Source organism: Protaetiibacter mangrovi (genome assembly GCF_024752305.1).
GTDB classification, from domain to species: domain Bacteria; phylum Actinomycetota; class Actinomycetes; order Actinomycetales; family Microbacteriaceae; genus Homoserinibacter; species Homoserinibacter mangrovi.
Window position 1 is genome coordinate 329,737 of sequence record NZ_JANTHX010000008.1, and the last position, 13,659, is coordinate 343,395.

At 74.4% G+C, this 13,659-nt stretch carries 17 protein-coding genes; 8 read left to right on the plus strand and 9 right to left on the minus strand.

From position 1 onward, the window contains the following. Positions 1–27 precede the first annotated feature (27 nt). The 6 genes from NUH29_RS12925 (at position 28) to NUH29_RS12950 (ending at position 5,654) form a co-directional block, all read left to right on the plus strand. Positions 28–423, plus strand: a complete 396-nt coding sequence (locus NUH29_RS12925; RefSeq protein ID WP_258799619.1) for a VOC family protein — start codon at positions 28–30, stop codon at positions 421–423. A gap of 92 nt (positions 424–515) precedes the next feature. Then, positions 516–872 (plus strand): YraN family protein, encoded by a 357-nt coding sequence (locus NUH29_RS12930; protein ID WP_258799620.1) that lies wholly within the window; start codon positions 516–518, stop codon positions 870–872. After that, the gene (locus NUH29_RS12935; protein WP_258799621.1) at positions 872–3,349 is read left to right on the plus strand and encodes an ATP-binding protein; all 2,478 of its coding nucleotides are present in this window, start codon (positions 872–874) and stop codon (positions 3,347–3,349) included. The genes NUH29_RS12930 and NUH29_RS12935 overlap by 1 nt, the downstream gene beginning before the upstream one ends. 544 nt (positions 3,350–3,893) lie before the next feature. Continuing rightward, the gene (locus tag NUH29_RS12940) at positions 3,894–4,145 is read left to right on the plus strand and encodes a hypothetical protein (RefSeq protein ID WP_258799622.1); all 252 of its coding nucleotides are present in this window, start codon (positions 3,894–3,896) and stop codon (positions 4,143–4,145) included. A gap of 242 nt (positions 4,146–4,387) precedes the next feature. Further along, complete coding sequence (locus tag NUH29_RS12945; RefSeq protein ID WP_258799623.1) at positions 4,388–5,068, plus strand: DNA cytosine methyltransferase; 681 nt, start codon at positions 4,388–4,390, stop codon at positions 5,066–5,068. 10 nt (positions 5,069–5,078) lie between these two features. Next, positions 5,079–5,654: an HNH endonuclease gene (locus tag NUH29_RS12950; RefSeq protein ID WP_258799624.1), complete on the plus strand. Its 576-nt coding sequence runs from the start codon at positions 5,079–5,081 to the stop codon at positions 5,652–5,654. Here NUH29_RS12950 and NUH29_RS12955 read toward each other — a convergent pair. The 8 genes from NUH29_RS12955 to NUH29_RS12990 form a co-directional block, all read right to left on the minus strand. After that, positions 5,651–6,202 (minus strand): hypothetical protein, encoded by a 552-nt coding sequence (locus tag NUH29_RS12955; RefSeq protein ID WP_258799625.1) that lies wholly within the window; start codon positions 6,200–6,202, stop codon positions 5,651–5,653. The two genes, NUH29_RS12950 and NUH29_RS12955, sit on opposite strands and share 4 nt — an antisense overlap. Then, on the minus strand, positions 6,199–6,540 hold the full coding sequence (locus NUH29_RS12960; RefSeq protein WP_258799627.1) for a DUF7169 domain-containing protein: 342 nt from the start codon (positions 6,538–6,540) through the stop codon (positions 6,199–6,201). The genes NUH29_RS12955 and NUH29_RS12960 overlap by 4 nt, the downstream gene beginning before the upstream one ends. 61 nt (positions 6,541–6,601) lie before the next feature. Further along, on the minus strand, positions 6,602–6,847 hold the full coding sequence (locus tag NUH29_RS12965) for a hypothetical protein (protein ID WP_258799629.1): 246 nt from the start codon (positions 6,845–6,847) through the stop codon (positions 6,602–6,604). A 106-nt stretch (positions 6,848–6,953) separates the two neighbouring features. Then, positions 6,954–7,184 carry a hypothetical protein gene (locus NUH29_RS12970; protein WP_258799630.1) on the minus strand — a complete coding sequence of 77 codons (231 nt, stop codon included), beginning with the start codon at positions 7,182–7,184 and terminating at the stop codon, positions 6,954–6,956. Between the two features lie 16 nt (positions 7,185–7,200). Beyond that, complete coding sequence (locus NUH29_RS12975; RefSeq protein ID WP_258799631.1) at positions 7,201–7,359, minus strand: hypothetical protein; 159 nt, start codon at positions 7,357–7,359, stop codon at positions 7,201–7,203. 186 nt (positions 7,360–7,545) lie between these two features. Then, positions 7,546–7,860 (minus strand): HNH endonuclease, encoded by a 315-nt coding sequence (locus tag NUH29_RS12980; RefSeq protein ID WP_258799633.1) that lies wholly within the window; start codon positions 7,858–7,860, stop codon positions 7,546–7,548. Between the two features lie 157 nt (positions 7,861–8,017). After that, positions 8,018–9,127 (minus strand): phage major capsid protein, encoded by a 1,110-nt coding sequence (locus NUH29_RS12985; RefSeq protein WP_258799634.1) that lies wholly within the window; start codon positions 9,125–9,127, stop codon positions 8,018–8,020. 430 nt (positions 9,128–9,557) lie between these two features. Beyond that, positions 9,558–10,265 carry an HNH endonuclease gene (locus NUH29_RS12990; protein WP_258799635.1) on the minus strand — a complete coding sequence of 236 codons (708 nt, stop codon included), beginning with the start codon at positions 10,263–10,265 and terminating at the stop codon, positions 9,558–9,560. A gap of 444 nt (positions 10,266–10,709) precedes the next feature. Between NUH29_RS12990 and NUH29_RS12995 the strand changes: the two genes are divergently transcribed. Then, positions 10,710–11,330 (plus strand): ATP-binding protein, encoded by a 621-nt coding sequence (locus tag NUH29_RS12995; protein ID WP_373317456.1) that lies wholly within the window; start codon positions 10,710–10,712, stop codon positions 11,328–11,330. Beyond that, entirely contained in the window at positions 11,327–12,568 is a 1,242-nt protein-coding gene (gene dprA / locus NUH29_RS13000) for a DNA-processing protein DprA (protein ID WP_258799636.1), read from the plus strand. Before NUH29_RS12995 ends, dprA begins: the two co-directional genes overlap by 4 nt. Positions 12,569–12,571: 3 nt before the next feature. Here dprA and NUH29_RS13005 read toward each other — a convergent pair whose 3' ends face one another. Beyond that, complete coding sequence (locus NUH29_RS13005) at positions 12,572–13,600, minus strand: LPXTG cell wall anchor domain-containing protein (RefSeq protein WP_258799637.1); 1,029 nt, start codon at positions 13,598–13,600, stop codon at positions 12,572–12,574. Positions 13,601–13,659: the final 59 nt, after the last annotated feature.

Below are 13,659 nucleotides of genomic sequence, written 5' to 3' on the forward strand. Positions count from 1 at the left end.
GGTAGACCCGGGCGCTAGCCTGACCAGATGTCCGGACTCGTTCCCTATCTCCTGTTCGGCGGCGACGCCCGCGAGGTGCTCACGCGCTACCACGAGATCTTCGGCGGTGAGCTGATCCTCCACAGCTACGCCGACTTCGGCCGCGAGGACGGCCCGGGCGCGGCGATCGCGCACGGCATGCTGCAGGGGCCGGTCACCCTGTTCGCCGCCGACGCCGCGGAAGGCGAGGCGACCTTCCGGATGACGGGGGCGATGTTCTCGCTGCTCGGCACCGCCGACCCGGCGACGCTCGAGGTCTGGTTCGAGGCGCTCGCCGAGGGCGGCGAGGTGCTCGACCCGCTGCAGCTGCGCGCCTGGGGCGACCACGACGGACAGGTGCGCGACCGCTTCGGCGTGCACTGGCTCATCGGCTTCCAGGGGTGAGCGGCTCCTCCCCAGCCTCGACCACGTCGACGGGTTCACAGATCGGCTGAGCTCGCCCCGGCCGCGACGGGCCGCCCGACAGGCTCTCCCGCATGGCGGCGAAAGACGACTTGGGCAGGCGCGGCGAGCGGATCGCCGAGAGGCATCTGGTGGCGCGCGGGTATCGGCTCGTCGAGCGCAACTGGCGGTGCCGGCAGGGTGAGATCGACCTCGTCCTGCGTGACGGCGACGCCCTCGTCTTCGTCGAGGTGAAGACCCGCAGCACCATGGCCTTCGGGCATCCGTTCGAGGCGATCACCCCGGTGAAGCTCGCGCGACTGCGCCGGCTCGCGGGCGCGTGGTGTTCCGCGCACCCGCGGGATCGCGGTCGCATCCGAATCGACGCGGTCGCGGTGCTCGTGCCGCGTGGTGCCGAGCCGAGCGTCGAGCACCTCGTGGGGATCTTCTGATGGGGGTGGGTCGCGCGCACGCGGTCGCGCTGCTCGGGCTCGACGGCGCACCGGTCGAGATCGAGGCCGACACCGCGAGCGGTCTTCCGGCCTTCGTGCTCGTGGGGCTTCCGGATGCCGCCCTCGGCGAGGCGAAGGCGCGGGTGCGCTCGGCGATCGGCAACAGCGGCTTCTCGTTCCCCGGCGGCCGCGTCACGGTCAACCTCTCGCCGGCGTCGCTGCCGAAGACCGGTTCCGCCTTCGACCTCGGCATCGCCCTCGCCGTGCTGGCCGCCGAGGGGTGGGTCGCGCCGGAGTCCGTGGCCGGGGTCGTGCATCTCGGGGAGCTGGGTCTCGACGGGCGGCTCCGACCCTCCCGCGGCATCCTGCCGATGGTGCTGGCGGCCGAACGGGCCGGATTCGACACGGTGCTCGTGCCGGTCGGCAACGCCGACGAGGCGGCGCTCGTGCCGGGCATGCGGGTGGTGCCGGTCGCGAGCCTGCGCGCCGCGGCGATCTGGCACGGCGCCGAGCTCGAACCGGTCGAGGTGGAGCCCCTGCTGCCGGTGCAGGGGGCGGCGGTGCCCGACGACGCCGGCGACCTCGCCGAGGTGATCGGCAACCGCGACGCCGTCGAGGCGGTGCAGGTCGCCGCTGCGGGCGGGCATCACATGTTCCTGCTGGGGCCGCCCGGCGCCGGCAAGACGATGATCGCCACGCGGCTGCCCGGCATCCTGCCCGACCTCGACGAGCGCGCCGCCATCGAGGTCAGCTCGATCCGCTCGCTCGCCGGCGTCCCGGTCGGGCGCTCGCTCGCCACCCGGCCGCCGCTCGAGGCGCCCCACCACTCGGCGTCGCCCGCGGCGATCGTCGGCGGGGGCAGCGGGGTCATCCGGCCGGGCGCGGCGGCCCGTGCCGCCCACGGCATCCTGTTCCTCGACGAGTCGAGGGACACCAGAACGCGCCATAATCGGCGGATGGAGAAGAGAGCCGTCCTGTACTGCCGAGTATCGCGCAGCACCGACGAGTCGGTCAGCACCAGCAGGCAGGAGCGCGAGCTCCGGGAGCTGGCCGCGGCGGAGGGCTGGCCCGTGGTGGCCGTCTACACCGACGAGGGCGTGACGGGCACCAGGGACCGCGAGAACGCCGACGCGGCGCTGGACGCGGTGGCCCGCGGCGACGCCGACGCGCTGCTGGTCTGGGAGATGAGCCGGTGGAGCCGCATGGGGCTGGGCGCCGTGGCGCGGCTCGTCGGCGTGCTCCGCGACCGCCCTGGCTCGCTGTTCGTGGCCAAGAAGGAGGGACTGCGGAGCGACCAGCCCGCCTTCGGCATCATGGCGGCCGTCGTGGCCGAGGTCGCGGCGATGGAGGCCGAGGGCACCCGCGACCGCATCCTCTCGATGCGGCGGCACGTGCTGTCGGCCACCGACCCCGCGGAGATGCGCTGGCTCGGCGGCGCGGTGCCGTTCGGCTACCGCCCGGCGGGGCGCCCCGGCGGCGGCAAGACGCTCGTGCCCGACGACTCCGAGGCCCAGTACGCCCGCGAGGGGGCGCGGCGGCTGGCCGCCGGGGCCCGCATCACGGACGTGACCCGCTGGCTCGACGCCGAGGGCGTCGCCACGCCGCAGAGCGCGGCCCGAAGGGCCAGGCAGGCCGGCGAGGCGCACGAGGGGCTGGACCGCGGGCGATGGCGCGTCACCACGGTCCGCAAGCTGTTTCAGTCGCCGACGCTCATCGGCCGCACGACGCGGAGGGAGCGTGCCGGCACGCGCGCAGACGGCTCGCCCGTGTGGGAGTACCGCGCCGTGGCCGACGAGCACGGGATGCCGATCACGCGGTGGGAGCCGCTGCTCGACCCCGGGACGTTCGCGGCCGTGCAGGAGCGCTTCAGGACCCGCGGGCCCAACGAGGGCCGTAGGGCCGCGTCGTGGCTGTCGGGCCTGCTGTACTGCGGCCTCTGCGGGTCGGTGATGTACGCGGCGCGGCGCGACGGCGGCAGGGCCGACGCGTTCCGGTGCGCCAACAAGGCGTTCCCGAACGCGCAGTGCCCCGGCGTCAGCATCTCGCGCCCCGCGGCAGAGGCCCACATGGAAGCCACGATCCTCCGCATGGTCGGGCACCTCGCGGAGTACCGAGTCTCCGAGACGGCGGAGGGCCCGGACCAGGGCGAGCTCGACGGCGTGGCGCAGGCGATCGCCGACGTGCAGGGCGCCCTGGCGCAGGACGGGGCCGACTACGCGGAGCTGCTGCCGCGGCTCGACGCGCTGAAGGGGCGCCGGCGCGCGCTTCTCGACGCGCCGCGCAGGACCAGGCGCACCAGGACGCCCACGGGCCGCACGCTCGCTGAGGCCTGGCGCGCCGACGACGCCCAGGCGCGGCGGCACCTAGTCGAGGACATGCTCGACTCGGTGACGGTCGCGAAGGCTGCGCGCGGGGCCCGCGACGCCGCGGAGCGCATGGATCCGCTGTGGATCGAGCACCCGGTGGAGGACGACTGAAGCTGAAAGTCCGCTGAACGCGCGCGCCACGCGACGGCGCGGCCGTACGCTACCTGGACGCCCGCTGAACGCGGGCTGAGCAAAGGGAGCGGCGTGGGCATGCGGATCAGGACAGAGGCGGTGCCTCGCGAGGCGAGGCGCAGGCTCGCGGCGGAGGGCAAGGACAGGCGCCGAGAGGCCGACGGCTCGTGGACCCTGGTGGTCCCGGCGGCGGGGCCCCAGGTGGACAACGCCCCACGGCGGGTCGTCGGGCTCAACGAGCTGGGGGAGCCCCAGTGGTGGCCGTCGCACCGGGACTGGGCGGACGCCAGCGCGGAGCCCGAGCCCGAGGACAGGCTGGCGGCACCACGCGACGGCGCTGGCCTCGCGGCGAGGGTGGCCAGGGGCGCGGCGGCCAGGAGGGCGCGGGACGACGCACGGAGGGCGGCGGCGATCGAGCGCGACTGGCAGCGCAGGGCCGCGGAGCGCTGAGACGCCAGCAACCCTCCCGGCGGCGCGCGGCAGGTTCAGACGCAACGAGCCACACCACCAAACGGAGGACGAGATGCAGAACAAGAACCTGGACGCGGCGATCAAGGCCGTCAGCGCCGAGCAGGGCGCCGAGGTCGCGAGCGAGGACGTGACCGACTACCTGGCCCGCGTCGACGAGCTCATCGCGGCGGCGCAGGCGCTGAAGGCGCCGCACCGCAAGGCGATCGCGGCCGAGGCGTCGCGGAAGTCGCGCGCCAAGAAGGCCGCCGAGGTCGAGGCCATGAGGGCGCGCCTCGCGGAGCTGGAGGCGTCCGCCGCGAAGTGACGGCCAGCGGCGAGAGGCCCCCGAGCCCCGGCGACCGGGACCGGGGGCCTTCGTCTTGCCCTCGGAGCCGCCGGTGACGATCTGGGACGCTTTCGCCAGCCCGGAGGCCGGAAGCAAGGGCGGCGGGCCCCGAGGCCCCAGAACGCGACACGCCGAGGCGCGAAGCCCGGTAGCCGCCTGGGACTGGTAACTCCCGGCGCGCCGGCGCCGCGGTTGTCCGACCCGCCGGCTACAGTGGCAACATGTCCCAGCGCCCCCGCCTCCTTGACCTGTTCTGCTGCGCCGGAGGCGCCGGGATGGGGTACCACCGCGCCGGCTTCGAGGTCGTCGGAGTCGACATCGACCCGCAGCCGAACTACCCGTTCAAGTTCATCCAGCACGACGCGCTGACGCTCGACGCGGAGTTCCTGGCGTCGTTCGACGCGGTGCACGCGTCGCCGCCCTGCCAGTCGTACTCCGACCTGGCGAAGCGGAACGGGAACGCACACATGTGGCCGCGGCTGATCGAGCCGGTGCGCGAGATGCTGGAAGGCCTCGGCGTCCCGTACATCATCGAGAACGTCGAGGGCGCGCCGCTGCTGGACCCGGTGGTGTTGTGCGGGACGATGTTCCCCGGACTCCGCGTGATCCGCCACCGCCTGTTCGAGTCGAACATCGACCTGACGGCGCCGGAGCACGGGAAGCACCCGCTGGTCTTCACGCACGACAAGCGCAAGGCGCACTACGGGAAGCTCGACCAGAACACGTCGTTCGTGCAGGTGACGGGCGGCGGCAACTGCTCGATCGCCAACGCCAAGGATGCGCTCGGCATCGACTGGATGAACAAGCACGAGCTGAACGAGTCGATCCCGCCGGCGTACACGGAGTACCTCGGCGCGTCGCTCATGCGCGCCGTCATGCAAGGGGAGCAGCGCGCCGCCTAAGATCTGCTGCGTGGCGGCTGACAGCGCGAAGGCGAAGATCCGGGCGCACTTCCGCGCGCACCAGGGCGAGGTCGTCAAGGGCAAGGAGCTGGCGGCGCTGGTCCAGCCCGTGGGGGAGTGGGCGCGCCGCGTGCGCGAGCTCCGCGACGAAGAGGGCTGGCCGATCCAGACCCAGAACGACCGGCAGGACCTGAAGCCCGGCGAGTACATGCTTGTGGGGGAGCCGCCGGAGAAGTCGAACGAGGCGTTCAAGCGCGGCATCTCGCAGAAGCTGCGGGCCGAGGTCCTCGACCGCGACGGCTTCACGTGCCAGATGTGCGGCAAGGCCGCGGGCGAGCTCGACCCCGACACCAGTAGGCCAGTGCGGCTGCACATCGGTCACATCGTGGACAAGGTGTACGGCGGCAAGGACGAGCTCGCGAACCTCCGGACTCTGTGCTCGACGTGCAATCAGGGTGCGAAGAACATCACGACGGAGAAGCCGTCCACGATCTGGCTACTTGCGCAGGTGCGGCGCGCCGGGAACGGCGAGCAGCAGGCCGTCTACGAGTGGCTGGCCAGCAAGTACGGCCCGAAGGCCGACTAGGCAGACTCCGCTGACCGCCGCGCGCGGTCGAACGCGTCGAGGACGCGCCGGGCGGCGTCGCGAGCGCTCGGGACCGGCGTGCAGTCGATGAACGCGGCGACGTCGGCCAGGGCGGAGCGGTCCGACAGCGCGCGGCCCGCGAGGGAGCCGACGTACGCGAACTCCGAGTCCTCGAGCGTCACGGGCAGGTACATCGTGGACAGGGACCGCGGGGGCGGCATCGTCGCGGGGTCGTAGAAGTGGGCCCCGGCGATGGCGCGGTCGAGCAGGGCCACGACCTCGGCGTCGCCGGCGGCCTCTGCCTCGGCGCGGTACCGGCGCCAGATGCGCAGGAAGCTGGCCAGGTGGCGCGGCGACGGCAGAGGGTGCCGCTCCTGGCGGACGACCATGGCCTCGACCTGACCCCGCGCGAATCGGCGGACGGAGGGGTGCGTCGTCGTGATGAGGATCGGGAGCACGCGGTGCAGCGCCCGGTACGGGTGCTTGCCGAGGAACAGGGCCGCGGACTCGCGGGCGCTGTCCGCGTCGGCCAGCTCGTCTGGGGTCACGCGGCGGCCGCGTCCGCGGGGTCGGGCGCGCCGAGCCAGCGGTCGTGCGCGCGGGTCAGTTCGCGGGCGACCTCGTCCAGGTCCTCGCACGCGGAGACGAGCGCGGCCTCCGCGCTGCCCCAGGCGTTGCGGAGCTGCTGGCGGCGCCGGTCCGCGACGATCGCCGGGGTCGGGTCCGAGACGGTGCCCTTGCCGCGCTCCGTGGTGTCCTCGCGGGGCCTGGGCGCCTGGCCCATGCGGTAGGTGTCGCCCTCCGTTTCCGCCAGCAGGGCGACGAGGGAGAGGTAGGTCGCGACGATCGCCTTGAGGCGAGCGCGCTGTTCTGCGTGGGTGGTCAAGACGGGGTCCTCTCGTGGATGGCGTGGAAGTGGGGGAGCCTGGCGGGCACTGCGAAGCGAGTCATGCGCGAGCCGCCCTGGCAGCCGCGATGCACCCGTAGCACCGGGTGTCGAGGCCGTCGCGCTCGCGGGTGCGGTCCGGGAAGGCGTGGAAGGGCAGGGAGCGGCGGCACCTGGCGCAGGTCTTCAGGCCGCCGGGGCGCAGGCGGCGGCGGTCGCGCTCGACCTGCCAGGGCTCGCGCGCAACGTTGCGGGCGCGTCGGCGGCGCTGGCGCTCGCCGTCTGACTCGGGGGTGCGGCGGTCCATGGGACCCCTCTCTCGTGCAGTTGAGGCGGCGTCGGGCCGCGAAAAGGCGCCCGCGACGGGGGAGCTATGGCCCGTCGCGGGCGTCAAGATCGATCGTGCCGCGGGATCAGGCCGCGGCAGCGGTCCCCGGGATGCTCCGGGCTTCGGCCGCGCGGTGGCGGCGGACGGCCTCGCGGGCGAGCTCGCGGCCGCGCTCCGTGGCGCGCCACTGGCGCTGCCGCTCCGCCTTGCACCCCTTGCAGAATCCCTCGCGGCCTGTCGCGGACTTGGCGTGGCGGGCGAAGAGGTCCGCAGGCTTGGTGGCGCCGCACCGGGCGCAGGTCAGCTGGTCGTTCATCGTCAGTCTCCCGAGGTCAGGACAGGTTGTGGCGCGCCTCGCCGAGGTCGCGCAGGGCCTGGCCAGCGTCCGCCGCGGAGGCCGGGTCCTCGGCGCGGGACAGCAGCGACTGAAGGGCCAGCTCCACACGATTGAGGGCGGTCTGGGCGGCGACAATCTGAGAGGGCGTGGGCACGGGGCCTCCTGTGGCTAGAACGGACGTACCGGTGTCGGCGGCAGTGGGTGGGCGCCCCACCAGGGGATACGCGATGGGGTGGCCCCTCAGGGGGGATACGTGAAGTTGCCGGGCGAGCTGCCTGGCCGCCGCCGTCCGCAGGTTTCGGGCGCCCCTAGCCCGCGGGGCGAGGTCGCGGAGACCGGCTCACCACCGCTCGCTGAGCAGGCCGAGCGCGGGAGGTCCGTCGCCGCGGTCGCCGCGCTTCTGGTTGCAGAGCAGGTGCGACGAGCGCAGGTTGCCCGGGTCCTCGCGCAGCTCGGGCGACCGCGAGTGCGGCACGACGTGGTCCACGCTGAAGGAGCCGGGGTCGGGCCACTGCAGGTCGTAGTCGATCGGCTGACCGCAGAGCCAGCAGGGCAGGCGCATGTCGCGCTGCCGCCGCTTGAGCCGCGTCCAGACCGAGCCGGTGCGGCCCGCGTTGGGGCGGCCCGGCACCCCGGGGGGCGTCGCGCGCGGCATGGTGCCTCCCGGCGCAGGGGCCCCGGGGGGCATGAAGTAGGACCCGCGCCGGGGAGCTCAGCGACGATTCACCGGCGCGGGGGTCTGTGGGGCGGCGCGACCCGGGTCAGGGGCCGCGCCGCCGGGTCAGTTCGTCCCCGTGACCAGGGGGTGGCGGCTACGCCGCGAGGTCGATCTTGGCGATCGCCTGCGACGCGTAGACGTCGAAGTTCGCCCGCATCTCGGTGCGGAACTGGACCTCGTTGACCGTGAAGCCGGACGACTTGTCCTGCTCGGTCTGAATGCCCTGCCGGTCCACCGAGACACCGAGGCGGTCGGTCGCGAGCGCGAGCGCCGTGCCGGCGGTCACGTCGGGCGAGAGCAGCGTCGGGATGCCCCAGACGACCGGCTGCGCGGGCGAGCCGGCCAGGAACGGCCCGTCGCCGTAGTAGCGCTCCTCGGCGTCCTTCGACTTCCGCAGGGCGTGGTAGTCCGCGGGGTTCAGCACCAGCAGCGAGGGCGAGTAGCCCGCGTCGCTGACGGCGGCGAGGCCGTCGTAAATGCTGTCGGCCGGGGTGTCGGCGGCGGCGACGTTCTGGATGCCGGGCGTGGCGAGGAACGTGTCCACGCCGAGCTTGGTCGCGCGGCGGACGACGATGTCGCGGAGCTCGGTGTCCACGAACGTCTCCAGGGACGAGTTGTCGGCCAGGAGGTACTTGTCGATCGGCTCGCTCAGGGTCGCGATGACCTGCAGCTCGCCCTCGACCTCGGCGACGGTCAGGACGCTGACCGGCTTCTCCTCGCCCGCGGGCACGACGTCGGCGCCCGAGGTGCGGACGGTCTGGCGCAGGGTGGTGTACTTGCGCGAGCCGCGCTCGGTGGCCTGGATGACCGAGAGCAGGCCGAAGCCCGTCTGGCCGAGGCGGATCGGCTCGGGGTCGAGGGCGACGGGGATGCCGTCGCTGCCGGAGGCCACGAGGGCCTTGACGCCGCGGCCCGCGACGGCCTTGGCGGTCTTCGCGAGGTTGACGTAGCCCTTGCGGCCCGTCTCGACGCCGGTGATGTTGCCGTCGAGGTCGGCCTCGACCACGCCGCCAGCCATCTCGGCGAGGCTCGCCGCGGCCTTCTCGCCGCGGTCGATGGCGGTCTTGAGCTCCATCGCGCGCTGCGACTTCCGCTCGATGGTGTCGCACTCGGCGTCGGTGAGGCTGCGGCCCTTCGACTTGACGTCGGCCACGAGGGCCTGCAGCTCGGCCTGGATGGCCTTCAGTTCGGACTTGGGGTCCATGGTGTTCTCCCGTGAGTAGGAAGCGATTCGCGCCGCGTGGGCGCGCTGGATCGCCTACCTCGCGGACCGTGGACGCGGGCTGCGCCGGCCGTCGCGCTCCTGCGCCTCGGGCCTTGCGGTCGTCGCCTGCGTTCGGCTGGCTGGCTCGACGCGCTCCTGCGCGCCGATCGGCTGTGCCGGCCTCGGGAGGGCCGGTGGTCTGTGGGGGCGCGGTTTCCTCGCCCACCTACTAAGTGACTCGTGGAGGCGGGCCGAGGCGGACCCGGGGAGCAGCGGCGCCCGCAATCCCGTGGAACCCCGGGCTACGGTTGGCGCGTGGACGAGGACCGGGACGACGGGCTCGGGGCGCCGAACTGCCCGCGTTGCCTCACGCCGATGGAGGCCGCGGGGGACGCGGCGCCGCGGTGGGAGTGCGGGTCCTGCGGGCTGGTCAGGCTGTAGCGGCGCCGAGCAGCTCGGCCACGCGCTCGGGGGAGAGGCCGTTCGCCGGGCCCCAGTCGCGGAGGTCGCGGGCGCCCTTGGAGCGCTGGTGCGCGGTGCAGATCGGCGCGAGGTTCGCCGGAGCAGAGTCGCGGGACGCGGCCCACGGGACCAGGTGGTCCACGGTGCTCGCGGTGCCGCCGCAGACGTAGCAAGACCAGGAGAACGCGGGCCCCCAGCGCGACTCGCAGCGCGAGCGCAGGACCGCGGGGACGCGCGTGGACCGCGCGTAGCCGTCGCCTAGGTAGGGGTCGGAGCCGCGGTCGGCGGGCCAGGCCGCGAAGGGGTCGGGGCGCACGCCGTCGAGCTCGGGCAGGCGGCGTGCGACACGGCGCATCCCGCGGTAGGAGCGCTCGGCGGCGCGGCAGTCGTCGCAACGGCAGCCCGCGGCGTAGTGGCGGCGGGTGCCGTGCGGCTCTTCGGCGGGGTCGGCCAGCTCCGGCGTCGCCGGCAGGATGCCGCGGAAGCCGCGGACGCCACGCCGCTTGCCCTCGGCGGCCCCGGCGGCGCGGAGGGCGTCGAGGACCTGGCGCGACGAGGGCCGCGGGCGACCGGCCCAGTCGGACCAGGCCCACGCGGCGCGGAGCGCGTCGGCGCGCGAGGTCCAGGCGCCGGGGCCGGCGCTGAGGTCGAAGACCTCGGGAAGGTGGCTGAGCATCGGGGCTCCGAGAGGACGGGCGGACGGGCGGAAGTTCTGCAACGTGTCTGTGCCTGGGAGCCGCGCCGGAGCGCCACACGCACTGTACGCCGAGCCCGCGACGCCGCAGCAGGGCGCGCGGCACGGCGTCAGCGTACCGCCGAGGGGGCACTTTGTGACGCAGGGGGCACTTTGTGGTTGGCGGCCTTCGGGGGCGAAACTGGCTCCTGACCTAGGGTTTCTCCGGTGGGGGGCACTTTGTGGTTATGCATATGCGAAGTAGACGCAATCGAGGCCGAAACTGCCCTAACTGCCCTGAGCGAGGGCGGCGGGCGGCTCCGCGTCCCCGGCGAACTGTTGCGATCCGGGCTCGTTCGGTGGTTCGGTGCGGAGGGAGGGGCCTGTCGGAAGTCGCCCTAACCGCCCTAACCGCCCTGAAGGCCGGGCGGCGACAGGTGCTTCTGAGTGTCGCACGACGAGGCGCCGGAGTTCGCCCCATCGGCTCTCGACAGCCTGCGGCAACCCCTCGAGTCCGGGGTCATCACCATCTCGCGGGCGGCCGCGACCGCCAGCTTCCCCGCACGCTTCCAACTCGTCCTCGCAGCCAACCCCTGCCCGTGCGGCAACGCGGGGGTGCGCGACGCCGAGTGCACCTGCACGCCGTTCCTGCGTCGCAGATACCTCGGGCGGTTGTCGGGGCCGCTGCTCGACCGCGTCGACATCCAGCTCGACGTCCCGCGCATCACGGCGGCCCAGCTGCGCACCACCCGGGAGTCGCCCACCACCTCCTCGGCCGCCGCCCGTGCGCGCGTCGCCGAGGCGCGCGACCGAGCCGCGAGGCGCCTGACCGAGCGGCCTTGGCGCGTGAACGCGCACGCTCCCGGCACCTGGTTGCGGCGTGAGGGGGCGCCCGAGCCGGGCGCGACCGCGGGGCTCGATCGGGCGCTCGAGCGCGGCGCGCTCACCATGCGCGGCTACGACCGGGTGCTGCGGGTCGCGTGGACCCTCGCCGACCTCGACGGTGTCGACCGCCCGGGGCTCGACCAGATCGGTCGCGCCCTCTACCTCAGGAAGGCCGCCGCATGAGCATCCTCGGCATCGCCGACGCCACCGTCGCGTCCCTCGTGCGCCCGCTCACCGATCCGCAGCACGACCGCGACGCGGTGGCCGAGCGCTTCGCGCGTGCCACCTGGACGGCGATCGTCGAGCCCGGCGACGGCGTCGCGGGTGCCGTCGTCGCGGCACTGGGAGCCGAGGCGGCGCTCGCCGCCCTCCTCGACGACCGGGCCGGCCGCCTCCTGCTCCACGCCCTCGACGAGCACGGGGTGGAGCTCGACCCGGGGGAGCTCGACGACGGCATCGCGCGGTGGACGCCACGTATCTCGAAGTCCGACGCCCTGCTCGCCCTGCGGCAGGGTGCCCGGTTCGCCCTGTCGCTCGTGGTACCGGGCGATCCCGACTGGCCGGCGGCGCTCGACGACCTCGGCGTGCACGCACCCCTCGCGCTCTGGCTGCGCGGCGATCGCTCGGCCCTCGGCTCGCTCGGACGGGCCGTCGCGATCGTCGGCGCGCGGGCCGCCACCGGGTACGGCGAGCACGTCACGATCGAGCTGGCCTCGGGGCTCGCCGACCGCGGATACGCGATCGTGTCGGGGGCGGCCTACGGCATCGACGGTGCCGCGCACCGGGCGGCGCTCGCGAGCCGGGCGGACACCGTCGCGTTCCTGGCCGGGGGCCTCGACCGCTTCTACCCGTCCGGCCACGAGGCGCTGCTCGGGCGCATCGTCGAGCACGGCGCCGCCATCTCCGAGGTCCCCTGCGGCGTCGCGCCCACCAAGTGGCGCTTTCTGCAACGCAATCGCTGCATCGCGGCCGCCGGCCTCGCGACCGTCGTGGTCGAGGCCGGCGCGCGATCCGGATCGCTCAACACCGCCGGCCACGCCGCGGCCCTCGGCCGCCCGCTCGGCGCCGTTCCGGGTCCGGTCACGAGCTCCGCGTCCGCCGGCTGCCACCGGCTGCTGCGGGAGTACGACGCGGTGTGCGTCACCACCGCCGACGAGATCGCCGAACTCGCGCCGCTGCCCGAGGCGGCGCATCCGACCGTCGAGCGGGCGGATCAGGAGGGGATCCGCCCGGCCGCGGACCCCACCGGGACCCGCATCCGCCTGCTCGACGCCCTCGCACCGCGCAGTCCGCGCACCCCCGAGAAGATCGCCGCCCTGTCCGGGCTCGCGGTCGACCGCGTGCGCGCCGAGCTCGGGCTGCTCGCGCTCGACGGGGCCGTGCGCGAACGGGGAGGAGGGTGGGTGCGGGCTGCGCCGTGACGCTCAGTCGCGAGCGTCGATGCGTCGCCGGATCGCCAAGGATGCGGCACCCGCCGCGAGCAGGGCACCCGCCGCGAGGAGGGCGATGCTCGACTCGGCACCCGTCTCGGCGAGCGCCGGCTCGGCCGCGGCCGGGACGACCGGGGCGGGCAGCGACCACGTGAAGGTCACGAAACCCGCGCCGGAGTTGGTTCCCGCGGTGCCGGACAGGCCGTCGGCGAGGAAGCCCGCGCCACCGCCGCCCGCGCCCACCACGTAGAGGGGGTTCTCGTCCACGTCGACGCGGGTGATGCCGCCGCCACCGCCGCCGAACAACCCGCTGCCGCCGGCGCCGCCGGTGTGCGTCGCCGCCAGATCCGGGGTTCCCGCGGTGCCGCCCGCGCCGCCCGCACCGAGCGTGATCACCGCCGCCGACATGACGGCATCCGACCCGGTGCCGCCGCCGACGATCGACCCCGTCCCGCCGGTGCCCGCGGTCGCGGTCGCGCCGAGCCCGCCGGCGTAGGGGGAGAGCCCGTCGCCGCCCGCGGCGACACCCGCGGATGTCGGTGCCCCGCCTGCGCCACCCGGGTAGGTGGCGAAGATCTGGTCGGGGTCGGCGAGATCGAGCCGACCCGCGTAGCCCGCCTCGCCACCACCGCCCGCGACCACCAGGAGCGTCGAGTCGCCGACGCCGAGAGCGCTGCCCTCGCCGCTGCCGCCGACGACGAATCCGAGAGTCCGGCCGGCGTACGCGGTGCCGAGATCGACCGTCGTCGAACCGCCCGCACCGCCGACCGCGTCGGGGAGCACTGCCGACGCCACCGCGGCGACGCCGCCCGCGCCACCGGCCACGGTGACCGTCAACGAGGTGATGTCGGCGGGGATCGCGAGGGTGCCCGCACCCGTCGTGTCGATGGTCGTCACGCACGCGCTCACGCAGTCGGCGGCCGGCGAGGAATCCGCGACGGCGGCGGAGGCGGCGGATGCGGAGGCGAAGAGCACCCCGGCGGCGACGAGCGTCGCCCCCGCGGTCGAGAGGCGGCTGGTCATGGGTCGGGTCCCGTCCGGTGACGCTCGGGCGTCGTCACCAGCGACAACAGTAGTGGCGG

Coding starts and splice junctions, on each gene's coding strand:
- NUH29_RS12925 (WP_258799619.1), top strand. CDS start 28: ATGTCCGGACTCGTTCCCTATCTCCTGTTCGGCGGCGACGCCCGCGAG.
- NUH29_RS12930 (WP_258799620.1), top strand. CDS start 516: ATGGCGGCGAAAGACGACTTGGGCAGGCGCGGCGAGCGGATCGCCGAG.
- NUH29_RS12935 (WP_258799621.1), top strand. CDS start 872: ATGGGGGTGGGTCGCGCGCACGCGGTCGCGCTGCTCGGGCTCGACGGC.
- NUH29_RS12940 (WP_258799622.1), top strand. CDS start 3,894: ATGCAGAACAAGAACCTGGACGCGGCGATCAAGGCCGTCAGCGCCGAG.
- NUH29_RS12945 (WP_258799623.1), top strand. CDS start 4,388: ATGTCCCAGCGCCCCCGCCTCCTTGACCTGTTCTGCTGCGCCGGAGGC.
- NUH29_RS12965 (WP_258799629.1), bottom strand. CDS start 6,847: ATGGACCGCCGCACCCCCGAGTCAGACGGCGAGCGCCAGCGCCGCCGA.
- NUH29_RS12970 (WP_258799630.1), bottom strand. CDS start 7,184: ATGAACGACCAGCTGACCTGCGCCCGGTGCGGCGCCACCAAGCCTGCG.
- NUH29_RS12980 (WP_258799633.1), bottom strand. CDS start 7,860: ATGCCGCGCGCGACGCCCCCCGGGGTGCCGGGCCGCCCCAACGCGGGC.
- NUH29_RS12985 (WP_258799634.1), bottom strand. CDS start 9,127: ATGGACCCCAAGTCCGAACTGAAGGCCATCCAGGCCGAGCTGCAGGCC.
- NUH29_RS12990 (WP_258799635.1), bottom strand. CDS start 10,265: ATGCTCAGCCACCTTCCCGAGGTCTTCGACCTCAGCGCCGGCCCCGGC.
- dprA (WP_258799636.1), top strand. CDS start 11,327: ATGAGCATCCTCGGCATCGCCGACGCCACCGTCGCGTCCCTCGTGCGC.
- NUH29_RS13005 (WP_258799637.1), bottom strand. CDS start 13,600: ATGACCAGCCGCCTCTCGACCGCGGGGGCGACGCTCGTCGCCGCCGGG.